Source organism: Streptomyces sp. NPDC055506 (assembly GCF_053643595.1).
The window spans coordinates 14,054-37,338 of sequence record NZ_JBSHKH010000079.1 but is presented as its reverse complement, the minus strand read 5'-3'; the positions used below and the strand labels follow the sequence as shown (position 1 = coordinate 37,338).

Genomic DNA, 23,285 nt, shown 5'->3' with positions numbered 1-23,285 from the left:
CCTTGAGCTGGGGCTTGACGGACCTCCCTACGAAACCACCGCCGGATCCGGAGACTTGGGTTCCGGTTCGGCGTTGTTCTCGTCACCTACGGCGATGCCGCGCCGCTTTGACACATAGACCGCCCCGGCGATCACGAGGAACGCGAGCGCCGCGATCAGGATCCGCATGCCGATGCTCTTGTCCGGGCCGTAGGAGAACTTGATCACCGCGGGCGCGATGAGCAGCGACACCAGGTTCATGACCTTGAGCAGCGGGTTGATCGCGGGACCGGCCGTGTCCTTGAACGGATCGCCGACGGTGTCGCCGATCACGGTCGCCGCATGGGCCTCACTGCCCTTGCCTCCGTGATGACCGTCCTCGACGAGCTTCTTGGCGTTGTCCCAGGCGCCACCGGAGTTCGCCAGGAACACCGCCATCAGCGTGCCCGCGCCGATCGCGCCCGCCAGGAACGCACCGAGCGGACCGACGCCGAGCGTGAACCCGATGAAGATCGGCGCCAGCACGGCCAGCAGACCGGGGGTGGCTAGCTCGCGCAACGCGTCCTTGGTACAGATGTCGACGACCTTGCCGTACTCCGGCTGCTCGCTGTAGTCCATGATCCCGGGCTTCTCGCGGAACTGCCGCCGCACCTCGAAGACCACGGAACCCGCCGACCGCGACACCGCGTTGACCGCCAGCCCCGAGAAGAGGAAGACGACCGCCGCGCCCGCGACGAGACCCACGAGGTTGTTGGGCTGCGAGATGTCCATCATCAGGCTCATCGGAGCACCTTCGCCGCCGAGCTTCTCGCCCACGTCGCGCGCTCCGGTGATGATCGCGTCGCGGTACGACCCGAACAGCGCCGCCGCCGCGAGCACGGCCGTGGCGATCGCGATGCCCTTGGTGATCGCCTTGGTGGTGTTCCCGACCGCGTCCAGGTTGGTGAGCACCTGAGCGCCCGCGCCCTCGACATCGCCGGACATCTCCGCGATGCCCTGCGCGTTGTCGGAGACCGGCCCGAAGGTGTCCATGGCGACGATCACGCCGACCGTGGTGAGCAGGCCGGTGCCGGCCAGCGCCACCGCGAACAGCGCCAGCATGATCGACGTACCGCCGAGCAAGAACGCCCCGTACACGCCGAGGCCGATCAACAGGGCGGTGTAGACGGCTGATTCGAGACCGACGGAGATACCGGCGAGGACGACCGTGGCCGGACCCGTGAGCGAGGTCTTGCCGATGTCCCTGACGGGCCTGCGGGTGGTCTCGGTGAAGTAGCCGGTCAGTTGCTGGATCAGGGCGGCCAGCACGATGCCGATGGCCACCGCGACGAGCGCGAGGACCCGTGGATCGCCGTCCTTGCCCAGGATGGCGGCATCGGTGACGCCGTCGAGCTCCGAGTACTTCCCCGGCAGGTAGACGAACACGGCCACCGCCACCAGCACGAGCGAGATCACCGCGGAGATGAAGAACCCGCGGTTGATGGCGCTCATACCGCTGCGGTCGGCGCGCCGGGGCGCCACCGCGAAGATGCCGATCATGGCGGTGATCACACCGATCGCCGGCACCAGCAGCGGGAAGCCGAGCCCGGCGTCGCCGAAGGCCGCCGAGCCCAGGATCAGCGCGGCGACCAGGGTGACGGCGTACGACTCGAAGAGGTCGGCCGCCATGCCCGCGCAGTCGCCGACGTTGTCGCCCACGTTGTCGGCGATGGTCGCGGCATTGCGCGGGTCGTCCTCCGGAATGCCCTGTTCGACCTTGCCGACCAGGTCGGCGCCGACGTCGGCGGCCTTGGTGAAGATGCCGCCGCCGACACGCATGAACATCGCGATCAGCGCGGCCCCCAGGCCGAAACCCTCGAGCACCTTCGGCGCGTCGGCCGCGTACACCAGCACCACGCACGAGGCGCCCAGCAGGCCGAGGCCCACCGTGAACATGCCGACCACGCCGCCCGTGCGAAATGCGATCTTCATCGCTTTGTGCGAGACGGCGGTCAGATCCTTTTCCGGCTCGCCTGCCGCCGGGGTGGCTTCACGCGCCGCCGCGGCGACACGCACATTGCTGCGTACGGCGAGCCACATACCGATATAGCCGGTGGCCGCCGAGAACGCCGCTCCGATCAGGAAGAACACCGAACGTCCGGCACGCTGATTCCAGTCGTCAGCGGGCAGCAGCATGAGCAGGAAGAACACGACCACGGCGAATACGCCGAGCGTGCGCAGCTGCCGTGCCAGATAGGCGTTCGCGCCCTCCTGGACCGCCGCCGCGATCTTCTTCATGCTGTCGGTGCCCTCGCCGGCCGCGAGTACCTGGCGCACCAGGACGCCCGCGACCGCCAGCGCCGCCAGCGCGACGACCGCGATGACCACGATGAGGACGCGGTTGCCATCGGTCAGTACGGCGGCTGCGAGGTCTGTGGGATGGCCCGACTGTTGTGAGATGAAAAGCCCCGCCATTCGTCCTCCTTGACGCTTGGGCTGAGCTCAAGATGTGGACGGGATTGTAGGTACCGGAACCTGATCAAAACAGAGCGCGATAAACGGAATTAGCCTTCCGAGGTAATGCCCTGAAAGCATTCCGAGGCGCCCATGGAGCATGCGAATGATCGTGAACGAATTCACGCGATGAACGGCACAGGAACTACTGTAAAGGCGAGCACTGACAGCCGCACATGACGAAGGGCCCCACGGGTGGGGCCCTTCGTCTTGAACGGTGTGCGGCGTGGCCGGTTCAGACCAGAATCGTCGGCGGCGGCGTGGTCGGCCACGTCATCTTGATCAATCCGCCGTGCTCTCCCGCGCTGACCTCGACGTCGTCGACGAGTCCGCTGATGACCGCGAGGCCCATCTCGTCCTCGTCGGCTTCCCCGTCGGGGTCGCCGGGGCCGGGCGCGTGCTCACCCGGGACCGCGTGCGGGGCCTCGTCGCCGACCTCGATGGAGAACTGCTTCTCCTCCTCGATCAGCAGCACCTTCACCGGTGCCGAGATCCCGACGGTCTGGTGCAGCCCGACGGCACGGGTGCACGCCTCGCCGACGGCGAGCCTGACCTCGTCGAGGACGGCCTCGTCCACTCCGGCCCTGCGCGCCACCGCTGCCGCCACCAGCCGGGCGGTCCTGACGTGCTCGGGCAGCGCGCTGAAGCGGAGCTCAACGGTGGCCATGCATCCCCCTCGCAACTACGGGCGTGCTGTGGGGAGGCTCCGGGCCGCCGAAAGCCCGGGCCCCCTCGGTCTTCACTTCTGCCGAACTTCGGCCGGCCCGGGCGCGAGGCCCGGGACCGGTGTCAGTCCGTGGCCGCAACCGCTTCCTCGACCGAGGTGTGAATCGGGAACACCTTGGTGAGGCCGGTGATACGGAAGATCTTCAGAATGCGCTCCTGGTTGCAGACCAGGCGCAGGGAGCCCTCATGAGCTCGCACGCGCTTCAGGCCGCCGACCAGTACGCCGAGTCCGGTGGAGTCGAGGAAGTCCACGCCCTCCATGTCGACGACAAGGTGGAAACTGCCGTCGTTCACCAGCTCGACCAACTGCTCGCGCAGCTTGGGCGCGGTATATACGTCGATTTCGCCACCGACCCTGACGATCGTGCGATCGCCCATGGTCTCGGTCGACAGGGACAGGTCCACGGATCCTCCAGCACCTTGCTATCGAGCGGTCGCCCTTGGGGCACTCGGCTTCAGCCCTTGGACGCTTCGCCAGCCGCGATGGCATTCAATCACTTACCGGCAGGCGTGCACGACGCCTTGGCTCCATTGTCCGTCACGCCAGTGACACACTCGGTGCCGATGGCCAAGAATCACCGATCCGATCGAACCCCGACGGACCCCGCCTCCCGACCCGCGCCGGGCGTGGTCCTGGACCGGCTCGCATCCGGTCCGAGCAGGGCTTCGCGCGTTACTCATACGGAGCACTTGCCCCCGCGCGAGGGTCGGCATGCCGTCTGGCCGGACCGGATCCGCGCGGAGGTCGTCGCCGCCGTGCGAGCCGCGGGCATCGAACATCCCTGGGCCCACCAAGCGCGCGCTGCCGAGCACGCGCTGGACGGCGACTCGGTCGTCGTCGCCACGGGCACGGCCTCCGGCAAGTCCCTGGCGTACCTCGTGCCGGTCCTGTCCACCCTTCTGGAGGGCGCCGAGGCCCCGAACGGCCGCGGCGCGACCACCCTCTATCTGGCCCCCACCAAGGCTCTTGCGGCGGACCAGTGCCGTTCGGTGAAGGAACTTTCACATCCACTGGGCCATTCGGTGCGCGCGGCCGTCTACGACGGCGACACTCCGTTCGAGGAGCGCGAGTGGATCCGCCAGTACGGCAACTACGTCCTGACCAACCCGGACATGCTGCACCGGGGCATACTCCCGTCCCACCCCCGCTGGTCCTCCTTCCTGAAATCGCTGAAGTACGTCGTCATCGACGAGTGCCACACCTACCGCGGGGTGTTCGGCTCGCACGTCGCCCAGGTGCTGCGCCGGCTGCGGCGGCTGTGCGCCCGCTACGGGGCCTCGCCGGTGTTCCTGCTGGCCTCCGCCACCGCCGCCGAGCCCGCGGTGGCGGCCCGCCGCCTCACCGGCCTGCCGGTGCTGGAGGTCGCCGACGACGCCTCCCCACGCGGCGAACTGGTGTTCGCTCTGTGGGAGCCGCCGCTGACCGAGCTGCACGGCGAGAAGGGCGCACCCGTCCGCCGCACCGCCACCGCCGAGGCCGCCGACCTGCTGACCGACCTCACCGTGCAGGGCGTGCGCTCGGTCGCCTTCGTACGCTCCCGGCGCGGCGCCGAGCTGATCTCGGTCATCTCCCAGGAGCGTCTGGCCGAGGTCGACCGGTCGCTGGCCCGGCGTGTCGCGGCGTACCGGGGCGGCTATCTCCCGGAAGAACGCCGCGCACTCGAACATGCCCTCCATTCGGGTGAACTCCTGGGCCTCGCCGCGACGAACGCCCTCGAACTCGGCATCGACATCTCCGGCCTGGACGCGGTCGTCATCGCCGGCTACCCGGGCACCCGCGCCTCCCTGTGGCAGCAGGCGGGCCGGGCCGGACGGTCCGGGCAGGGGGCGCTGGCCGTCCTGGTGGCCCGCGACGACCCGCTGGACACCTTCCTGGTCCACCACCCGGAGGCCCTGTTCGACCAGCCCGTCGAGTCCACGGTCCTCGACCCGGACAACCCCTATGTGCTGGCCCCGCATCTGTGCGCCGCCGCGGCGGAGCTGCCCCTGACGGACGAGGACCTCGACCTGTTCGGCCCGGCCTGCGAAGGGCTGCTCCCCCAGCTGGAGGCCGCGAAGCTGCTGCGCCGCCGCACCAAGGCCTGGCACTGGACCCGCCGCGAGCGCGCCGCCGACCTGACCGACATCCGCGGTGAGGGCGGACGCCCGGTCCAGGTCGTCGAGACCGGCACGGGCCGGCTGCTCGGCACGGTCGACGCCGGCGCCGCGCACTCGACGGTGCACGAAGGCGCGGTCCACCTCCACCAGGGCCGCACCTATCTGGTGCGCTCCCTGGACCTGGAGGACTCCGTCGCCCTCGTCGAGGAGGCCGCCCCGCCGTACTCCACGGTCGCCCGCGACACGACGTCGATCTCCGTCCTGGAGACGGACACCGAGATCCCCTGGGGCGACGGCCGCCTCTGCTTCGGTTCCGTCGAGGTCACCAACCAGGTCGTCTCCTTCCTGCGCAGACGGCTCATCACCGGTGAAGTGCTGGGTGAGACGAAACTCGACCTCCCTCCTCGTACGCTGCGCACCCGGGCCGTGTGGTGGACCGTCACCGAGGACCAGTTGGACCGGGCCAGGATCAACCCGGAGATCCTCGGGGGCGCCCTGCACGCCGCCGAGCACGCCTCGATCGGTCTGCTGCCCCTCTTCGCGACCTGCGACCGTTGGGACATCGGCGGCGTGTCGATCCCGCTTCATCCCGACACACTGCTGCCCACGGTCTTCGTCTACGACGGCCACCCCGGCGGCGCGGGCTTCGCGGAGCGCGCCTTCCACACCGCCCGCACCTGGCTGACCGCCACCCGCCAGGCCATCGCCTCCTGTGAATGCGACGCGGGCTGCCCGTCCTGCATCCAGTCCCCCAAGTGCGGCAACGGCAACGACCCGCTGCACAAGAGGGGGGCGGTGCGCCTCCTCACGGTGCTGCTGGAGGGCGCCCCCGAGGAGAAGGAGGAGACGGAGGAGAAGGAGACGGCGGAGACCGTGGCGGCCGAGCGGCCGGCCGGAGGTCCGGAGGAGCCGCTGGAGGACCGGCCCGCGTCCTCCTCGCCGCCGACGGGAGCTCCAGGGGAGCGGTCGGGGGCCCCGCCCGCGCCCTGACCTCCGCCGTGAACGGCCCGCGTCCGGACGCCGCCGTGACGTCCGAGATCTCGCCGACGACCTCGCACCGCACGAGCCGCACTCCCTGTGCCCGTGCCACCCGGCCGGCCCGGGCACAGGCCGCCGTGCCGCCCTCCGCCCAGTGGTCCGCCGCCGCGAGCGCCGCGAGATCCGCACCGCCCGCGGCACGGTGCCGGATCGCGACGGCCTGTCCCAGCGCGAGGACGACGCCGAACACCACGCACAGGACGGCGATCGCCCCGACGCTCCAGACGGTGGCGGAACCCCGGTCGGAGACATCGCGCGCCATGGCCCGGCGTCTCATGTGCCCACCGCCTCCTCCACCGACGCCACGGCCTCCTCGCGCACGGCGAAGGACAGCCCGCGCAGCACCGGCGGTTCGGCCACGACGGTCACCCGGACGTGTTCCGCTTCCCGGCTGACGGTCACCTCGGCGCCGGGGGGTGCCGCCTCACGGGTCAGCCGCACGACCGCGTCGGGCGGGTCCTGGCGGGCCGCGGCGCGAGCGCCCGTCCGTGCCGCGTCCACGCACTGGATCTGCGCGGCCACGGCCAGCAGACCGCACACCAGCGCCATCGCGAACATGACCAGTACGGGCAGCACCACGGCCGCCTCCGCCGTCACGAACCCCCGGTCCGAGCGCCGCTCACATCCGCGCATTGAGGGCTTCCGTCACGATGCTCTGCAGCTCCGCGCTGACCGCGCCGCCGGTGACGACCTTGTAGAGCACCACCGCGAACGCCACCGCCGCGACGATTCCCATCGCGTACTCGGACGTGACCATCCCCTCGTCCCTCCGCGCCGTACGCATTCCGCACACCAGGGCACGCAGCCGTGCCCGTACCACCTGATCCATCTCAACCTCCGTGAAAAAGTCCGCATTTCTGTCGGGTGTCGCCGGCCTCTGCCAGGTGCCGCCGGCCTCTCTCGGGCCTCTATGCGGCGTCATCCACCACCCCCTCCGAGCACCCCGCCCGCGAGCCCGATCACCACGGGCAGTACGCCGACCGCGATGAACGCGGGCAGGAAGCACAGCCCGACCGGTGCGCTGACCATGACGCCCGCCCGGCGGGCCCTGGCCGTCGCGGCGCGGCCCCAGTCGGCTCGGGCCTCTGCGGCGAGCCGTGCGACCGGTGCGGCGGCGGGCAGTCCGGACACCCCGGCCCGTTCGAGCAACCGGGCCAGGCCTTCGGCGCCGGGGACGGTGGCCAGCCTCCGCCAGGCCGCGCCCGGTTCACCACCCAGCCGGACCTCCGCCGCGCCTCGCGCCAGGGCGTCGCCCACAGGGCCGCCCAGGGCCTCGCCGACCGCCTGCGCCGCGATCACCGGACCGGCACCCGCCGCGATGCAGGCCGCCAGCAGATCGGCCGCGAGGGGCAGTTGCCGCGCCGCCTCGGCGACATCGGGTCCCCGTGCGTCCGTACCCACCGCCTCCTGCCGGAGCCGCCATCGCCACATCCCCACCGCACCCGCCAGTCCCACGGCGACACCGACGAGACCGCCGACCAGCGCCCATCCGGCGCAGGCCACGCCCACGGGAGGCAGCCATGCCCGCACGGCCCGGCGTAAGGCGAGGCGCGGGACGGGAGCGGTCGCCTCCCGGGGCGACAGCTCGGCCAGCCGCCGCCGCATCCTCCGGCGCCGCCGCGTCTGCGCCAGCCACCGCACCGACCACCCGAGGGCCGACAGGATCCCCACCGCCACCCCCAGCCTGTGGACAACTTCCCCGCTCATGCCGCCTCCTCCGCGCCCCGCACGATCCGCAGCACCCACCACAGCCCCAGGCCCTCCAGCACACCGCCGACGATCAGACAGCCCAGGCCCGCAGCGGTGTGCAGCAGGACATGGAGGGGCTCGGCGCCGAGGGCGGTGCCGATGAGAAGCCCCAGGGCCGGCAGGCAGGCGAGCATCACCGCCGTGGCCCTGGCGCCCGCCAACTGGGCGCGCAGGTCGGAGCGTTGGTCCCGTTCGACGCGCAGGGCGGCGGTGAGCCGGTCGAGTCCGGCCGCGAGCCCCGCGCCCTGGTCCACTGCCACGCGCCAGCACGCCGCGAGCCCCCGCAGCCCCTCGCCCCCCGGTTGCCGGGACGCCGTCTCAAGCGCGCCCGGTACGTCGCCGCCGAAGCGCGCCGCCGCCAGAACCGTCGCCCGCGCGTCCACCAGGCCCCCGCAGTCCCGCGCGGCCCGCAACAGCGCCTCACCCGGCTGGCGTCCGGCCCGCACCTCGCCGGCGAGCGCCCCGCACAGCGCGATCACCGCATCCGCCCGCCGCTCCCGGTCCCGCCCCGCCCGGCCGGCCAGCCGGACCCGCCGCAGCAACGGCACCCCGGCCGCCCCCAGGACGACCGGCAGCGCCGACGCCCCGAGCACCGCCAGCACCAGCCCGGCCACCGGTGACCACCACTCGGCCCGCAGCCGCCCGCGGACCCGCCGCAGCCCATCGCTCATCCGCCGCCACCCGGGCGGCCCACACCCGACGGCTCCGCCGCCCGCGAGCAGCAAGCGCGCCCGACGCGCCACCGAGTCCCGCTCCCCCGACAGCCAGACCGCCGCGCCCATACACGCCACAGCCGCTCCCATCGACATCTCAGCCACCCCCGCCATCACTCGGCCCCCTCAGCCCGTGCCATCACTCGGCCCCTCAGCCCCTGCCATCGCTCAGCCCTCCCGGTCCCTGCCACAGCCCCGCCATCCCTCAGCACTCTGAGCCCCCGTCACCACTCGTCCGCCGCTGCCACCGGCGCCTGGCCGGCCTCACCCGGCCCACTGCCACCACCCCCGACTCCCCCGCTGTCCCCGCCGCCCTCGCCACGAATCAGCCCCCGCAGCCGCTCCCACCCCCGCTCGCGCACGAAGGCCTCCGCTCCCCACCGCAGCGCCGGCACCGTCCGCACCAGCCCTGAGGGATCGCGCTCCAGCACATGCACCTCGGCGATCCGCCGCCGCCCGGCCCGGTCGCGTACGAGGTGCAGCACCACGGAGAGGGCGGCCGCCACCTGGCTGTGCAACGCGGCCCGGTCCAGCCCGGCGGCCGTGCCGAGCGCCTCCAGCCGGGCCGGTACATCGGCGGCGGCATTGGCGTGCACGGTTCCGCAGCCGCCCTCGTGGCCGGTGTTCAACGCGGCCAGCAGATGCACCACTTCGGGCCCGCGAACCTCGCCCACGACCAGCCGGTCGGGCCGCATCCGCAGTGCCTGGCGCACCAGGTCCTCGAGGGTGACGAGGCCCGCGCCCTCCTGGTTGGCGGGTCTGGTCTCCAGCCGCACCACGTGCGGATGGTCCGGCCGCAGTTCCGCCGAGTCCTCGGCGAGGACGATCCGTTCGTCCGGCCCCACCAGCCCCAGAAGGGCACTCAGCAGCGTCGTCTTGCCCGAGCCCGTACCCCCGCTGACCAGGAAGGACAGCCGTGCGTCGAGCAGTGCGCGCAGCACGCGGTCGCCGCCCGGCGGCACCGTGCCCGCCGCGACCAGCTCGCCGAGGGTGAAGGCACGCGGCCGTACGACCCGCAGCGACAGACAGGCGCAGCCCACGGCCACCGGTGGCAGCACCGCGTGCAGCCGGGTCCCGTCGGGCAGCCGGGCGTCGGCCCAGGGCCGGGCGTCGTCCAGGCGGCGCCCGGCCACGGCGGCGAGGCGCTGGGCGAGTCGTCGTACGGCCGCCGCGTCCGCGAAACGCACCGACGTCAGCTCCAGTCCGCCGCCCCGGTCCACCCAGACCCGGTCCGGGGCCGATACCAGCACGTCCGTCACCGACGGGTCGGCGAGCAGCGGCTCCAGCGGGCCGCTGCCGACCAGTTCGGACCGCAACTGCGCGGCGGCGCCCAGGACTTCGGCGTCTCCGAGCACCCGACCCTGTTCCCGCAGGGCCTGGGCCACGCGCGCGGGGGTCGGCTCGGCCCCGCTCTCGGCCAGCCACCGCCGCACCCCGTCGAGCAGCCCGGCGCCCTCGGGTCCGGGCACCGCTTCGGTCATCGCGCTCATGGAGTACCGGCCTCGACGAGCGCCCGCTCCCAGAACCCCTTGCAGAACCGGGCGAGCGGTCCGCGCGGGGCGCCACCCGGTGGTGCCGTGCCCTCGTCCGGGCGCAGCAGCCCGGGCTCGACCGGCACCTCACCGACCAGGGGCAGTCCGAGCAGCCGGGCCACCTCCCGGTCGTCGAGCCCCGGCGGGTACGGCCCGCGGACCGCCACCCGCAGATCACGCAGGACCATCCCGACGGCGGACGCCACACGCCCGGCCGCCGCGACGGCCCGCAGCTCGGCGGGCACCACCAGCACGCCGACGTCCAGTTGGGTGAGCACCTCGGCGACCCCGTCGTCGATGCGGCGTGGCAGGTCGACCACGACCGTGCCGCCCCGGCGTCGGGCCGCCGCGAGCACCGCGCGCACCGCCTGTGGCGGGACGGCGATCCGGTCGCCGCGGTCCCAGCTGAGCACCCGCAGCGAGTGCAGCTCGGGCAGCGACTCCTCCAGGGCGCCGCCGCCGACCCGTCCACGGGAGGAGGCGAACGCGGGCCAGCGCAGCCCTTCGGCCGTCTCACCGCCGAGGAGTACGTCGAGTCCGCCGCCCAGCGGATCGGCGTCCACGAGGAGCGTGCGCAGCCCCTCCCGCGCCGAGGTGACGGCCAGCGCGCACGCGAGCGTGGACGCTCCGGCCCCGCCCCGGCCTCCGATGACGCCCACGGTGAGGGCGGGCCGCCCGACGCCCTCGGCCACGTCGGCGATGCGGTCGACGAGCCACTGCTCGCCGTCGGGCAGCATCAGGACGTGCTCGGCGCCGATCTCGACGGCCCGCCGCCACACCCCCGAGTCGTCCTGGTCCCGGCCGACGAGGACAACGCCCCTTCTGTGCACGGCTCCGCGCACGCGCCGCGCGGCGTCGTCACCCACGAGGACGAGCGGCGCGGCCTCCCAGCCGCCTCTGCGCTCCGGCACCCCGTGGTGCACCTCAGGGGTGGCGCCCGCCGCCGCGCACAGGCGCAGCAGGTCGTCGAGGAGGTCGCTGTCCTCGGTGACGATCAGTGGTCCGCCCTTCCGCCCTCCGGCGGCCGGTGGCGGATCGTGTGTGACGGCTCCGGCCACGGTCATCCCCCTTCACTGCTTGCCTCGCGCGGCCCTGCGGCCCCGCGATTCCCGATCGTGGGAAGAACCGACAAGGCGGCCTCCCTATGAACGGCCGACAGAAACCGGCCAAACGCCCCCCGGCAATCGGAACCGGCCATGAACTCGCCGCGAGCGGGGCGCGCAGGAATCACGGTGCAGCGATCTCGGAAATCGTGTGGATCTTGGTGGATAACTGTGGACGCGTCGACAGTTGTGAATATCGCCGTCACCCATACCGGTGAGCCCCACAGACCCTGTGTACGACTTCCACAGAGCAGTCCGACAGCTACGCAAAGTGACGAGTCATAGACATGACAAGTCTGCCTTCAGCACCACATCAGAGCGGCGATCCGGCCGCAGAAAGAAGGAGAAAACCCACCCGGACATGCGACGACCCCCGCCGGGGGGGAGAGCGGGGGTCGTCCCCACGGCCGACTCGGGGGGGGAGGAGTCGGGCCGGGTTAGCACGGTCGCGAACGATCCGTGACTTCCATGGTGTACCCGAGAGCCCTCTCAGGCAAACCCACACGCCCCACCTTACGCCGAATGGGCTGCCCCTATGCTCAGGGGCGTGGAAAACCACTCGTTGCCCCGCACAGCGGCCTTCTTTGACCTGGACAAGACGGTCATTGCGAAGTCGAGCACGCTCACGTTCAGCAAGTCGTTCTACCAAGGCGGTCTCATCAACCGCAGGGCTGTCTTGCGTACCGCATATGCCCAGTTCGTCTTCTTGGCCGGCGGCGCCGACCACGACCAGATGGAGCGTATGCGCGCCTACCTGTCCGCGCTGTGCCGCGGCTGGAACGTGCAGCAGGTGAAGGAGATCGTCGCCGAGACGCTGCACGATCTGATCGACCCGATCATCTACGACGAGGCCGCCTCGCTCATCGAGGAACACCACACCGCGGGCCGTGACGTCGTGATCGTGTCCACGTCGGGCGCGGAGGTGGTCGAGCCGATCGGCGAACTGCTCGGCGCGGACCGCGTGGTGGCGACCCGCATGGTCGTGGGCGACGACGGCTGCTTCACCGGCGAGGTGGAGTACTACGCGTACGGCCCGACCAAGGCCGAGGCCATCAAGGAACTCGCCGCGTCCGAGGGGTACGACCTCAGCCGCTGCTACGCCTACAGCGACTCGGCGACCGACGTCCCGATGCTGGAGTCCGTGGGCAACCCCCACGCCGTGAACCCGGACCGCGCGCTGCGCCGCGAGGCCCTCGCGCGCGGGTGGCCGATTCTGGACTTCCACCGCCCGGTCCGGCTCAAGCAGCGCATTCCCGCGTTCTCCGTACCGCCGCGGCCCGCGCTCGTCGCGGTCGCCGCGATAGGCGCCGCGGCGGCCACCGCGGGCCTCGTCTGGTACGCGAACCGGCGCCGGGCGACGGTCGCCTGACCCGATACGGCCCGAAGTCCTATTTGAACCCAAAAGTAAAGAAGTACGGCCTGGACTTCCGCTTACTGCGGGGCAGGAGTACAAAGGACTCAACGGCCCGCGAGACCAAGGACATCCGAGAGGATCACCTTAAATACGCATTTGGCCCCACGGACCGCGCATGAACACCGGGCACCCACGCGACGTCGACCCGTCGAATACGGGCCAGCCGCACCAGGTGACGGGCAAAGTTCCCGACCTGATGGGCATATACCGAGGACGCTTGGTAACCCGATGCTCATGCCAGCGGCGGTACGAGTTTCTCGTACCGCCGCATCTCTTTCCGGCCCTTCCGGTTCCGGCCCCTGTTGACGAGCGTCACGCCGCTCCGCGCTGGAGCGCCTCGCACACCGCCGTCGACTCGCGTGCCCCCAGTTCGACCGCCCTGCCGCAGTGGGCGATCCAGGCGGCCACGCCCTCCGGCGTACCGGAGACGTACCCGTCGAGGGCTTCCAGGTAGGCACCGCGGCCCAGCTCGGCGTGGCCGACCTCGGCCGGGCAGACCGACTTCGGGTCCAGGCCGCTGCCGACCAGGACGATGCGCTCGGCCGTCCGCGCGACCAGGCCGTTGTGGGACGTGAAGGGGCGCAGCGCGAGGAGTTCGCCGTGCACGACGGCGGCCGTCACCAGCGCCGGTGCGGTGCCGCCCGCGATGATCAGCCCGCCCAGTCCCTCCAGCCGGCCGTGCGCTTCGGCGGCGCTCGGCAGCGGCAGCGCGACGAGCGGCTCGTCGACCGGCTCGCCCTCCTGCCGGGGCCGTCCCACCTGGTCTGCCTGGCCGGCGGCCGCGACCAGGTGCAGCCGTGCCAGCACCCTCAGGGGTGACTGCCGCCAGATCGACAGCAACTGACCCGCCTCCGCGGTGAGCCGCAGCGCGGCACCCACGGTGTGCGCCTCGTCGTCACCGCTGAAGTCCGTACGCCGGCGCACCTCTTCCAGGGCCCAGTCCGCGCCGGACAGCGCCGCCGAGCCACGGGCGCCACGCAGGGCCGCCTCGGAGGTGACCGCGTTGCTGCGCCGCCGCATGATCCGGTGCCCGTAGACCCGGTCCACGGCCTTGCGCACGGACTCCACGGACTCGGCCACCCCGGGCAGCGCCCCCAGGGTCGCGAGGGGATCGGCGGTCGCACCTGCTGTACTCATGAGTACGACCCTACGCATCCCGGGGGCCCTCCCCACGGCGGAGTGGCCTTCTTCACTGCGCTACCGCTTCGCCGCCGGAGCCCCGGGCACGCCCCTCGGGGCCGGGGCGGGGCCGCCGGCGAGGAAGGACGCCCAGCCCTGCTTCGGCTTCTCGCCGACCTTCAGGGAGCGCAGCTTCTCCAGCGTCGCCGGGTCCTGGGCGTCCAGCCAGTCCACGAGCCGGCGGAACGAGACACAGCGCACCTCCTTCTTGGTGCACACCGCCTCGATGACCTCCTCGACGGCCCGCATGTAGGTGCCGCCGTTCCAGGACTCGAAGTGGTTGCCGATGATCAGGGGCGCGCGGTTGCCGTCGTACGCCCGGTAGAAGCCCTTGAGCAGGCCGTCGCGCATCTGGTCGCCCCAGAAGTCGAACTTGCCGGGGTCGCCCTGGGTGGTGGTGCCCGACTGGTTGACCATGAAGTTGTAGTCCATGGTGAGCTGCTCGTAGGAGTGCCCGGGGAAGGGCACGAGCTGCATGGACACGTCCCACAAGCCCTGCTTCCGCTCGGGCCAGACCTGGTCGTTGACACCGCTGGTGTCGTAGCGGAAGCCCAGTTCACGGGCCGCCTTCATGAAGTTCCGCCGGCCTTCGAGGCAGGGTGTGCGGGCGCCGATGAGCTCCTTGTCGTAGTCGAAGGGCAGTGGGGACACGTTCCGCATGCCGGTGTTGGTCTTCCAGGTCCTCACGAACTGCTTGGCCTGGGCGATCTCGTCCTTCCAGTCCTCCACCGACCACTCGCCGACCCCGCCGCCGCTGCCGCAGAAGTGGCCGTTGAAGTGCGTGCCGATCTCGTTGCCCTCCAGCCACGCGAGGCGCAGCTGCTTCGCTGTGGCGGAGATGCCGCGGCGGTCGTTGAAGCCGATGTCGGAGCGGCCCGGGGAGTGCTGCGGCGGCCGGTACAGGTCGCGTTTCTCGTCCGGCAGCATGTACACGCCGCTCAGGAAGTACGTCATCGTCGCGTTGTTGGCCTTGGCGACCTCACGGAAGTGGGAGAACAGCTTCTGGCTGTCCTCGCCCGCGCCGTCCCAGGAGAAGACGACGAACTGCGGGGGCTTCTGGCCGGGCCGCAGCCGTTCGGGCCTCGGCAGGTGGGGCTGGGCGCCGGTGTAGGCGGTGGAGCCGTCTCCGATCAGCCGGACCGCGCTCTTCGGCGCCTGGGCCGGCTTCGCCGTCTGCGTCTCGGGGGCTTCGTGCCGGGGAGTGCCGGTCGAGCAACCGGCGAGCGATGCGGCGCAGACCGCGACGATCACGGAGCCCGCGGCGATCCTGTGGGTGGCGGCCATGTGTCGCCCACCTTCTTCCTTCTCTCGGGTGCCGACAGCGCCGCCAAATTCGCACGGGCCCGAGAAGGAATTAGTACGACAAGCCGATCAAATGGCCACTTCACTCGTCGGGGTGATTTATTCGCCCATTTGCCCGTAAAGTCTATGCCCGTCCTTTACTCTGCATTACGATCCGTTTACCGAGCGTTGATACATCCCGCCGATTTACGCCGTGACCTACGGCCGCGACCGAACCCCGCCCTGAGCGGGAGCCCCAGTTACGCGACCGCGCAGCCCCGGAGGAGACGGGAAACAATGTCTGCCTGCGTCCCCACACGCGCCGCCGACCAGAACCGGACCGAGCGCACCCACCCACCCCACAGCCCACCGCCGACCGGCCCCCGCCGCTTCCGGATCGCGGGTGCCGACGTGTCGGCTTCGATCGCGGTCTTCCTGATCGCCCTGCCCCTGTCCCTGGGCATCGCCCTCGCCACCGGCGCCCCCCTGCAGGCCGGCCTCGTCGCCGCCGCCGTGGGCGGGCTCGTCGCCGGACGGCTCGGCGGCTCCCCGCTCCAGGTGAGCGGACCGGCCGCCGGACTCACGGTCGTCACCGCCGACCTCATCCTGCGCTACGGATGGCGGACGACCTGCGCCATCACCGTCCTCGCCGGACTCGCCCAACTCGGCCTGGGCTGCCTGCGCGTGGCCCGCGGCGCGCTCGCCGTCAGCCCCGCCATCGTGCACGGCATGCTCGCCGGGATCGGCGTCACCATCGCCGTCGCCCAGCTGCACATCGTGCTCGGCGGCACACCGCAGAGCTCCGTCCCCGACAACCTCCGCGCACTGCCCGCCCAGTTGGCACAAGTGCACCCGGCGGCCGTCTCGGTGAGCGCGCTGACCCTCGCGCTGCTGCTGCTCTGGCCGAGACTGCCCGGCCGGGCCGGCCGCCTGCTGCGCAAGATCCCGGCCGCGCTCATCGCCGTGGCCGGAGCCACCTCGGTCGCCGCCCTCGCCGGGCTGCGCCTGCCCAAGGTCGACCTGCCGTCCTGGAGCAACCACGCCCTGGCCGGGCTGCCCGAGGGCCCCGTGCTCGGCCTCGTCGCCGCCGTGCTCACCACCACGCTGGTGTGCAGCGTGCAGTCACTGCTCGGCGCGGTCGCCGTGGACAAGCTGGTCGCCGGACGTCCCGGCCTTTCGACCCGGGTCGGGCGCTCCAACCTCGACCGCGAACTGCTCGGACAGGGCGCCGCCAACATCGTCTCCGGATCGCTCGGCGGACTTCCCATCGCCGGTGTGGCGGTGCGCAGTTCGGCGAATGTGAACGCGGGCGCCGTGAGCAGGAACTCCACGATGCTGCACGGCGTTCTCGTAGTGATCGCCACCCTGCTGATGGTCCCGCTCCTGGAGCTCATCCCGCTCGCCTCGCTCGCCGCCCTGGTGATGGCCGTCGGCATCCAGATGGTGTCCCTGAACCACATCCGCACGGTGACGCGCCACCGGGAAGTGTGGGTCTACGCCGTCACCACCCTGGGCGTCGTGTCCCTCGGCGTCCTGGAGGGCGTGGCGCTGGGCGTCGCCATGGCCGTCGGCGTCGCCCTGCACCGCCTCACCCGCACCCGCATCACGCACGACGAGACGGAAGGAGTCCATCACGTACACGTCAGAGGACAGCTGACGTTCCTCGCGGTGCCACGGCTCAGCCGGGCCCTGCATCTCGTACCCCATGGGGCCGACGCCGTCGTCGAGCTGGACGGTTCGTTCATGGACCACGCGGCGTACGAGACGCTGCAGGACTGGCAGAAGACGCACACCGCGCAGGGCGGCACCGTGGAGATCGCCGGCCGGCATCCCGGCACCCGCATCTCCGAGCCCCAGGCCTTCACCGGCTGCCGTTGCCGGCCCTGGACACCCTGGCGCAACCACCAGTGCGACCGCCCCGGGTCCGCGCCCCACTCCGAGCACGACCCGGACGGGACGGACCGCGCCGAGCCGGACCCGACGGGTCCCGGCGGAGCCAGCGGGCACGAACTGGCGCGTGGCATCAGCGCGTTCCAGCGCAACACGGCGCCCCTGGTGCGCAGTGAACTGGCCCGGCTGGCGCGCGAGGGGCAGCGCCCTTCGCAGCTCTTCCTGACCTGCGCCGACTCACGACTGGTCACCTCGATGATCACCTCCAGTGGTCCGGGCGACCTGTTCGTCGTGCGCAACGTGGGCAACTTCGTCCCGCGCCCGGGCGAGGAGAGCGGGGACGACTCGGTGGCCGCGGCGATCGAGTACGCGGTGGACGTGCTGAAGGTGCGGTCCATCACGGTGTGCGGGCACTCCGGGTGCGGAGCGATGCAGGCACTGCTCGGCTCCGAACCGGGCGGCACCCGGACCCCGCTCGAGCGGTGGCTGCGGCACGGGCTGCCCAGCCTGGAGCGCGTGGCAGACGACAGCCTGCCGTGGGGCAGGCTGGCCGGGCGAGCGCCGGAGGACCCGGTCGAGCAGCTCTGCCTGACCAACGTGGTCCAGCAGTTGGAGCACCTGCGCGCCCACGACTCGATCGCCCGCGCCCTGAAGGAGGGCGAGCTGGAGCTGCACGGCATGTACTTCCACGTGGGCGAGGCCCAGGCCTATCTGCTCACCGAGGTGGACGGGGACCGGGTGTTCGAGCACGTACGGGAGGCCGGCCTGCCGGCGTGAGCGCGGGGCCCCGCCCCACGGCAACGGGCTGAGGCGGCGGTCCGCACCCGGCGGCCCCTGCCCACCGAGCGGCCCCTGTCCACCGAGCGGCCTCTGTCCGGGGCAGGCCTAGCGAAGGCGGGCGGCGACCCCCGTACGCCGCCCGCCGCCTGCCGGCCCCCTCAGCCCTGAGACTCCGGCTCGCACGGCGCGATCTTGCCCTTGATCGCGTAGAACGACTCGGAGTTGAGCCCGGGTTTCCCGTCCTTGCGGCTGGTGTTCTCCACGCCCAGGGAGTCGCCCGGGTGCAGGGTGACCTGCCAATTGCGGTGGAAGGCCGGGTCGGTCGGGCCGCCGACGGGGACGGAGCCCTCCTCGGGCGGCCCGCCGATGAACCACCGTTCCACGCTGCTCCCCAGCGTCTTGCCGCGCGGCTGAGCGCAGTGCCGACCGTAGGGGAGGTTGTCGATGGTCACGTGAATGCCCTCGGCCCGCAGGCGTTCGGCCAGTCGGCGCTGGGCATCCTGGCCTATCGCGATCTTCGTGAGGGTGAGTGTGACGCTGCCGTCGCCGTGCCGCTCCACCGCGTACGCCGGGGACTCGCCCGGTGAGCCCGGCACGAGCGCCAGCACCAGGCCGGTCACGGCGCAGGCGCCCGCCATCAGGGCGATCCGCCGTCCCGTGAGCACCCCCGTGAGCACCCCCGTGAGCGCCCCCGTGAGCGCCCCCGTGAGCGCCCCCGTGAGCGCCCCCGTGAGCGCCCCCGCGAACGGGGAGCGTCGCGCGGTGACCGCTTCGGCGGGACCGGTGGCCCCGCGCACGTCGATCTCGCGCCGCAGCTCGGCCAGCAGCCGGTCTTCGAACGTGGTCTTCGTGGTCATGCCTCTCCTCCGGATTCTCCGGCTCCGCCGGTGACGTACGACAGGGATGTGCCGGCCGGGGCCTCCGGCACCGGATCCGCCTCCGCCCGCAGGGCCTTGCGGGCCCGGTGCAGCCGCACCCGGGCCGTGACCTGGCGGATGCCGAGCGCGGCGGCGGCCTCGGTCACCGTGAGCTGGTCCACGGCGACGAGTTCGACGACGGCCCGTTCACCGTCAGGGAGCCGCTCCAGCGCGGCCAGTGCCCGGCGCCCCGGACTCTCGGCGTCGAGCTTGTCCTCGAGCCGCGCGATGTCGTCGGGCTCCAGCAACCGCCGCCCCGAGATCCGGAGGTTCCGCGCCGTCTCCCGGGCGACCCGGCGGCGTTCGGAGGAGACGATGTTGCGTGCGATCCCGTACAGCCAGGCCCGCTCGTCGCCCCGGCCGGGGTGATAGGTGTGGGCGGAGTCGAGTGCCGCGAGGAAGACCTCGGCGGTCAGGTCCGCCACCGTGTGGACGTCGGCGACACGCCGGGCCACGAAAGACATCACGGCGTCCACATGGCGCCGGTAGAACTCTTCGAAGAGCTGAGGGTCGTGGGCCGCCGCCGCGGGCCCGCCCCGTATGCCGTCCACTCGGCTGTCCTCTCTCTCGGTGCGCCTCACTGGTAGTTGGGCGGGACTGTGAGAGGCGTTACAGAGGATGAACCCTGCCTGGTCGGCGTCCGTGGGTACGAATGACCCCGCCGCCGAGACGGACCTCCGAGAGGTCTAAACCAATCGACGGTCGGCCCTTGTCATCGCACCCCCGGGTCTGATGAGCTGTGGCCTGGGACACAACGGACACCCTGGGAAAGGCAGATGCCGTGAGCAACGAAAGCCTGGCCAACCTGCTGAAGGAAGAGCGCAGGTTCGCACCCCCCGCCGACCTGGCCGCCAACGCCAACGTCACGGCGGAGGCGTATGAACAGGCCAAGGCTGACAGGCTCGGCTTCTGGGCCGAGCAGGCCCGTCGGCTGACCTGGGCCAAGGAGCCCACCGAGACCCTCGACTGGTCGAACCCGCCGTTCGCCAAGTGGTTCAAGGACGGCGAGCTCAACGTCGCCTACAACTGCGTCGACCGGCATGTGGAGGCCGGACTCGGCGACCGGGTCGCCATCCACTTCGAGGGCGAGCCCGGCGACAGCCGCGCGATCACCTACGCCGAGCTCAAGGACGAGGTCTCCAAGGCGGCCAACGCCCTGCTGGAGCTGGGAGTTCAGGCCGGCGACCGGGTCGCCGTCTACATGCCGATGATCCCCGAGACCGCGATCGCGATGCTGGCGTGCGCCCGGATCGGCGCCGCCCACTCGGTCGTCTTCGGCGGCTTCTCCTCGGACGCGCTCGCCACCCGCATCCAGGACGCCGACGCGCGCGTGGTCATCACCTCCGACGGCGGCTACCGGCGCGGCAAGCCGTCCGCGCTCAAGCCGGCCGTGGACGAGGCGGTGGAGAAGGCGGGCATCGTCGAGCACGTGCTGGTCGTGCGCCGCACGGGCCAGGAGGTCGCCTTCACCGAGGGCCGCGACGTGTGGTGGCACGACGCCGTGGAGCGGCAGAGCCCCGAGCACACCCCGCAGGCGTTCAACGCCGAGCACCCGCTGTTCATCCTGTACACCTCGGGCACCACGGGTAAGCCGAAGGGCATCCTGCACACCTCCGGCGGCTACCTGACGCAGACCGCCTACACCCACCACGCGGTCTTCGACCTCAAGCCGGAGACGGACGTGTACTGGTGCACCGCCGACGTCGGCTGGGTCACCGGTCACTCGTACATCGTCTACGGCCCGCTCGCCAACGGCGCGACGCAGGTCATGTACGAGGGCACGCCCGACAGCCCGCACCAGGGCCGCTTCTGGGAGATCGTGCAGAAGTACGGCGTGACGATCCTCTACACCGCGCCGACCGCGATCCGTACGTTCATGAAGTGGGGCGACGACATCCCCGCCAAGTTCGACCTGTCCAGCCTGCGGGTGCTGGGCTCGGTGGGCGAGCCGATCAACCCCGAGGCGTGGATCTGGTACCGCAAGAACATCGGCGGTGACCGCACCCCGATCGTGGACACCTGGTGGCAGACCGAGACCGGCTCGATGATGATCACCCCGCTGCCGGGCGTGACCGCGACGAAGCCCGGCTCCGCGCAGACGCCGCTGCCCGGCATCTCCGCGACGGTCGTCGACGACGAGGCGCGCGAGGTGCCCGACGGCGGTGGCGGCTACCTGGTGCTCACCGAGCCGTGGCCGTCGATGCTGCGCACCATCTGGGGCGACGACCAGCGGTTCATCGACACGTACTGGTCGCGCTTCGAGGGCAAGTACTTCGCCGGTGACGGTGCCAAGAAGGACGACGACGGCGACATCTGGCTGCTCGGCCGGGTCGACGACGTCATGCTCGTCTCGGGGCACAACATCTCCACCACCGAGGTCGAGTCCGCGCTCGTCTCCCACCCGTCGGTCGCCGAGGCCGCCGTGGTCGGCGCGGCGGACGAGACGACCGGGCAGGCGATCGTCGCCTTCGTGATCCTGCGCGGTACGGCCGCCGAGACCGAGGACCTGGTCGCCGAGCTGCGCAACCACGTCGGCAACACCCTCGGCCCGATCGCCAAGCCCAAGCGGGTCCTGCCGGTGGCCGAGCTGCCCAAGACCCGCTCCGGCAAGATCATGCGCCGTCTGCTCCGGGACGTCGCGGAGAACCGCCAGCTCGGTGACGTCACCACGCTGACCGACTCCACGGTCATGGACCTCATCCAGTCCAAGCTGCCCGCGGCACCCAGCGAGGACTGAGTACGGCATAAGAGGGACGGACGAGGGGCACCCGGCAGCCACGCGCTCCGGGTGCCCCTCGCGGCGTTGGTGAAGATCACCCCGTGCAGCCCACCGCACACTTAGGTAAGCTAAACAAAACGAGCTCATAGGGGTGCCGGGAAGTCTGGTCGGCAGGAAGCCGTGTCCTGCCCAGAACCGGAGGTCTCCCCCGTGACCGCGCCCCGCTCCACCACCCCTCGCAAGGTCCTCGGACGGCTGTCCCTACCCGAGCGGACCTATGTGGCGGACGCGCTGCGCACCGAGACCGTCGGCGGTGTGCTGCTGCTCGCCGCCGCGGTCACCGCGCTGCTCTGGGCGAACATCCCCGCGCTGCACGACAGCTACGAGAACGTCGCCCACTTCCGGCTGGGCCCCGCCTCAATCGGCCTCGACCTGTCGGTCGCCCACTGGGCCGCCGACGGACTGCTGGCGATCTTCTTTTTCGTCGCCGGCATCGAACTCAAGCGCGAGCTCGTCGCGGGCGACCTGCGCGAGCCCAGGGCCGCCGCCCTCCCGGTCGTCGCCGCCCTGTGCGGCATGGCCGTACCGGCGCTCGTCTACACCCTCACCAACGTCACCGGCGGCGGCTCCCTGGCGGGGTGGGCCGTGCCCACCGCCACCGACATCGCCTTCGCGCTCGCCGTGCTCGCGGTCATCGGCACCTCCCTGCCGAGCGCGCTGCGGGCCTTCCTGCTCACGCTCGCCGTCGTCGACGACCTCTTCGCGATCCTGATCATCGCCGTCTTCTTCACCGCCGACCTGAACTTCGCCGCGCTCGGCGGCGCCGTGGTCGGCCTGGGCGTCTTCTGGCTGCTGCTGCGCAAGGGCGTACGCGGCTGGTACGTGTACGTGCCGCTCGCGCTCGTGATCTGGGCGCTGATGTACAACAGCGGCGTCCACGCCACCGTCGCCGGCGTGGCCATGGGCCTGATGCTGCGCTGCCACCGCAAGGAAGGCGAGGCCCACTCCCCCGGCGAGCACATCGAGCACCTCGTACGGCCTCTGTCGGCCGGCCTGGCCGTACCGCTGTTCGCGCTGTTCAGCGCGGGTGTCTCCGTCTCCGGCGGAGCGCTCGCGGAGGTGTTCGGCTCGCCGGAGACCCTCGGTGTCGTCCTCGGGCTGGTCGTCGGCAAGGCGCTCGGCATCTTCGGCGGGACCTGGCTGACGGCCCGTTTCACCCGGGCCTCGCTCAGCGACGACCTCGCCTGGGCGGACGTGTTCGCGGTGGCGAGCCTCGCCGGCATCGGCTTCACGGTCTCGCTGCTCATCGGCGAACTCGCCTTCGCCGGCGACGAGACGATGACGAACGAGGTCAAGGCCGCCGTGCTGCTGGGCTCGCTCATCGCCGCCACGCTGGCGACCGTCCTGCTGAAGATACGGAACGCCAAGTACCGCCGCCTGTGGGAGGACGAGGAGCGCGACGACGACCTCGACGGCATCCCGGACGTCTACGAGGAGGACGACCCGGCGTACCACCTGCGCCTGGCCGCCCGCTACGAGGCCAAAGCCGCGGAACACCGCCGGATCGCCCAGGAGAAGGCAGCGGCGCGCCACGAGCTTGCCGAAGTACCGGGCGGGGCAGGCGAGGACCACGACGGTCCGGCATGATCTGACGAGACGGTACAAAAGACGGAGA

Annotated in this window: 18 protein-coding genes and 1 pseudogene; 5 read left to right on the top strand and 14 right to left on the bottom strand. The window is 71.6% G+C overall.

What is annotated here, in order from left to right; translation table 11 throughout:
* Nucleotides 1–27: 27 nt before the first annotated feature.
* The 3 genes from ACWIF2_RS26490 to bldG all read right to left on the bottom strand — a co-directional run bounded on the left by ACWIF2_RS26490 (nt 28) and on the right by bldG (nt 3,603).
* Nucleotides 28–2,433 (bottom strand): sodium-translocating pyrophosphatase, encoded by a 2,406-nt coding sequence (locus ACWIF2_RS26490; protein WP_454363186.1) that lies wholly within the window; start codon nt 2,431–2,433, stop codon nt 28–30.
* 274 nt (nt 2,434–2,707) lie between these two features.
* The gene (locus ACWIF2_RS26485) at nt 2,708–3,139 is read right to left on the bottom strand and encodes an ATP-binding protein (protein ID WP_382491091.1); all 432 of its coding nucleotides are present in this window, start codon (nt 3,137–3,139) and stop codon (nt 2,708–2,710) included.
* A gap of 122 nt (nt 3,140–3,261) precedes the next feature.
* On the bottom strand, nt 3,262–3,603 hold the full coding sequence (gene bldG / locus ACWIF2_RS26480; RefSeq protein ID WP_003991900.1) for an anti-sigma factor antagonist BldG: 342 nt from the start codon (nt 3,601–3,603) through the stop codon (nt 3,262–3,264).
* Nucleotides 3,604–3,681: 78 nt separating this feature from the next.
* On the opposite strand from bldG, the gene ACWIF2_RS26475 reads away from it, so the two are divergent.
* A complete protein-coding gene (locus ACWIF2_RS26475; protein WP_454363185.1) occupies nt 3,682–6,285 on the top strand; it encodes a DEAD/DEAH box helicase in 2,604 nt (867 codons plus the stop codon).
* On the opposite strand, the pseudogene ACWIF2_RS26470 reads toward ACWIF2_RS26475, so the two are convergent.
* The 7 genes and pseudogenes from ACWIF2_RS26470 to ssd form a co-directional block, all read right to left on the bottom strand.
* Nucleotides 6,233–6,610 (bottom strand): annotated as a pseudogene (locus ACWIF2_RS26470) (Rv3654c family TadE-like protein); the annotation flags it as partial. The gene ACWIF2_RS26475 and the pseudogene ACWIF2_RS26470 sit on opposite strands and share 53 nt — an antisense overlap.
* Nucleotides 6,607–6,966, bottom strand: a complete 360-nt coding sequence (locus ACWIF2_RS26465) for a TadE family type IV pilus minor pilin (RefSeq protein WP_454363184.1) — start codon at nt 6,964–6,966, stop codon at nt 6,607–6,609. The gene ACWIF2_RS26465 and the pseudogene ACWIF2_RS26470, both read right to left, overlap by 4 nt.
* Nucleotides 6,953–7,162 (bottom strand): DUF4244 domain-containing protein, encoded by a 210-nt coding sequence (locus ACWIF2_RS26460; protein ID WP_454363183.1) that lies wholly within the window; start codon nt 7,160–7,162, stop codon nt 6,953–6,955. The genes ACWIF2_RS26465 and ACWIF2_RS26460 overlap by 14 nt, the downstream gene beginning before the upstream one ends.
* A gap of 89 nt (nt 7,163–7,251) precedes the next feature.
* Nucleotides 7,252–8,040 carry a type II secretion system F family protein gene (locus ACWIF2_RS26455; protein WP_454363182.1) on the bottom strand — a complete coding sequence of 263 codons (789 nt, stop codon included), beginning with the start codon at nt 8,038–8,040 and terminating at the stop codon, nt 7,252–7,254.
* Nucleotides 8,037–8,909, bottom strand: coding sequence for a type II secretion system F family protein (locus tag ACWIF2_RS26450; protein WP_454363181.1), 873 nt, complete (start codon nt 8,907–8,909; stop codon nt 8,037–8,039). The genes ACWIF2_RS26455 and ACWIF2_RS26450 overlap by 4 nt, the downstream gene beginning before the upstream one ends.
* A 110-nt stretch (nt 8,910–9,019) precedes the next feature.
* Nucleotides 9,020–10,285, bottom strand: coding sequence for a TadA family conjugal transfer-associated ATPase (locus ACWIF2_RS26445; protein WP_454363180.1), 1,266 nt, complete (start codon nt 10,283–10,285; stop codon nt 9,020–9,022).
* Nucleotides 10,282–11,385 (bottom strand): septum site-determining protein Ssd, encoded by a 1,104-nt coding sequence (gene ssd, locus ACWIF2_RS26440; protein WP_454363179.1) that lies wholly within the window; start codon nt 11,383–11,385, stop codon nt 10,282–10,284. The genes ACWIF2_RS26445 and ssd overlap by 4 nt, the downstream gene beginning before the upstream one ends.
* A 580-nt stretch (nt 11,386–11,965) precedes the next feature.
* Here ssd and ACWIF2_RS26435 point away from each other — a divergent pair.
* Nucleotides 11,966–12,799, top strand: coding sequence for an HAD family hydrolase (locus tag ACWIF2_RS26435; protein WP_454363178.1), 834 nt, complete (start codon nt 11,966–11,968; stop codon nt 12,797–12,799).
* A 357-nt stretch (nt 12,800–13,156) separates the two neighbouring features.
* Here the strand turns inward: ACWIF2_RS26435 and ACWIF2_RS26430 are convergent, their stop codons facing one another.
* Together ACWIF2_RS26430 and ACWIF2_RS26425 are read right to left on the bottom strand one after the other, a co-directional pair.
* Nucleotides 13,157–13,981 carry an oxidoreductase gene (locus tag ACWIF2_RS26430; protein WP_454363177.1) on the bottom strand — a complete coding sequence of 275 codons (825 nt, stop codon included), beginning with the start codon at nt 13,979–13,981 and terminating at the stop codon, nt 13,157–13,159.
* Nucleotides 13,982–14,041: 60 nt separating this feature from the next.
* The gene (locus ACWIF2_RS26425) at nt 14,042–15,307 is read right to left on the bottom strand and encodes a hypothetical protein (protein WP_454363176.1); all 1,266 of its coding nucleotides are present in this window, start codon (nt 15,305–15,307) and stop codon (nt 14,042–14,044) included.
* A gap of 294 nt (nt 15,308–15,601) precedes the next feature.
* On the opposite strand from ACWIF2_RS26425, the gene ACWIF2_RS26420 reads away from it, so the two are divergent.
* Nucleotides 15,602–17,971 (top strand): bifunctional SulP family inorganic anion transporter/carbonic anhydrase, encoded by a 2,370-nt coding sequence (locus ACWIF2_RS26420; protein WP_454363175.1) that lies wholly within the window; start codon nt 15,602–15,604, stop codon nt 17,969–17,971.
* A gap of 161 nt (nt 17,972–18,132) precedes the next feature.
* Here the strand turns inward: ACWIF2_RS26420 and ACWIF2_RS26415 are convergent, their stop codons facing one another.
* Nucleotides 18,133–18,831 (bottom strand): hypothetical protein, encoded by a 699-nt coding sequence (locus ACWIF2_RS26415; RefSeq protein ID WP_454363174.1) that lies wholly within the window; start codon nt 18,829–18,831, stop codon nt 18,133–18,135.
* A complete protein-coding gene (locus ACWIF2_RS26410; RefSeq protein ID WP_454363173.1) occupies nt 18,828–19,442 on the bottom strand; it encodes an RNA polymerase sigma factor in 615 nt (204 codons plus the stop codon). Before ACWIF2_RS26410 ends, ACWIF2_RS26415 begins: the two co-directional genes overlap by 4 nt.
* Nucleotides 19,443–19,672: 230 nt before the next feature.
* Here ACWIF2_RS26410 and acs point away from each other — a divergent pair, with 230 nt between their 5' ends.
* Nucleotides 19,673–21,628 (top strand): acetate--CoA ligase, encoded by a 1,956-nt coding sequence (gene acs / locus ACWIF2_RS26405; RefSeq protein WP_454363172.1) that lies wholly within the window; start codon nt 19,673–19,675, stop codon nt 21,626–21,628.
* 192 nt (nt 21,629–21,820) lie between these two features.
* The gene (gene nhaA / locus ACWIF2_RS26400; RefSeq protein WP_454363171.1) at nt 21,821–23,257 is read left to right on the top strand and encodes a Na+/H+ antiporter NhaA; all 1,437 of its coding nucleotides are present in this window, start codon (nt 21,821–21,823) and stop codon (nt 23,255–23,257) included.
* The last annotated feature ends 28 nt before the right edge of the window (nt 23,258–23,285 follow it).

Bases quoted from the DNA above. Each gene is read 5' to 3' on its own strand.
- ACWIF2_RS26450 (WP_454363181.1), bottom strand. From the start codon at position 8,909: ATGGCGGGGGTGGCTGAGATGTCGATGGGAGCGGCTGTGGCGTGTATG.
- ACWIF2_RS26460 (WP_454363183.1), bottom strand. From the start codon at position 7,162: ATGGATCAGGTGGTACGGGCACGGCTGCGTGCCCTGGTGTGCGGAATG.
- ACWIF2_RS26425 (WP_454363176.1), bottom strand. From the start codon at position 15,307: ATGGCCGCCACCCACAGGATCGCCGCGGGCTCCGTGATCGTCGCGGTC.
- ACWIF2_RS26475 (WP_454363185.1), top strand. From the start codon at position 3,682: ATGGCATTCAATCACTTACCGGCAGGCGTGCACGACGCCTTGGCTCCA.
- ACWIF2_RS26435 (WP_454363178.1), top strand. From the start codon at position 11,966: ATGCTCAGGGGCGTGGAAAACCACTCGTTGCCCCGCACAGCGGCCTTC.
- ACWIF2_RS26445 (WP_454363180.1), bottom strand. From the start codon at position 10,285: ATGAGCGCGATGACCGAAGCGGTGCCCGGACCCGAGGGCGCCGGGCTG.
- ACWIF2_RS26490 (WP_454363186.1), bottom strand. From the start codon at position 2,433: ATGGCGGGGCTTTTCATCTCACAACAGTCGGGCCATCCCACAGACCTC.
- ACWIF2_RS26430 (WP_454363177.1), bottom strand. From the start codon at position 13,981: ATGAGTACAGCAGGTGCGACCGCCGATCCCCTCGCGACCCTGGGGGCG.
- ACWIF2_RS26465 (WP_454363184.1), bottom strand. From the start codon at position 6,966: ATGCGCGGATGTGAGCGGCGCTCGGACCGGGGGTTCGTGACGGCGGAG.
- ACWIF2_RS26455 (WP_454363182.1), bottom strand. From the start codon at position 8,040: ATGAGCGGGGAAGTTGTCCACAGGCTGGGGGTGGCGGTGGGGATCCTG.
- ACWIF2_RS26420 (WP_454363175.1), top strand. From the start codon at position 15,602: ATGTCTGCCTGCGTCCCCACACGCGCCGCCGACCAGAACCGGACCGAG.
- ACWIF2_RS26415 (WP_454363174.1), bottom strand. From the start codon at position 18,831: ATGACCACGAAGACCACGTTCGAAGACCGGCTGCTGGCCGAGCTGCGG.
- ACWIF2_RS26485 (WP_382491091.1), bottom strand. From the start codon at position 3,139: ATGGCCACCGTTGAGCTCCGCTTCAGCGCGCTGCCCGAGCACGTCAGG.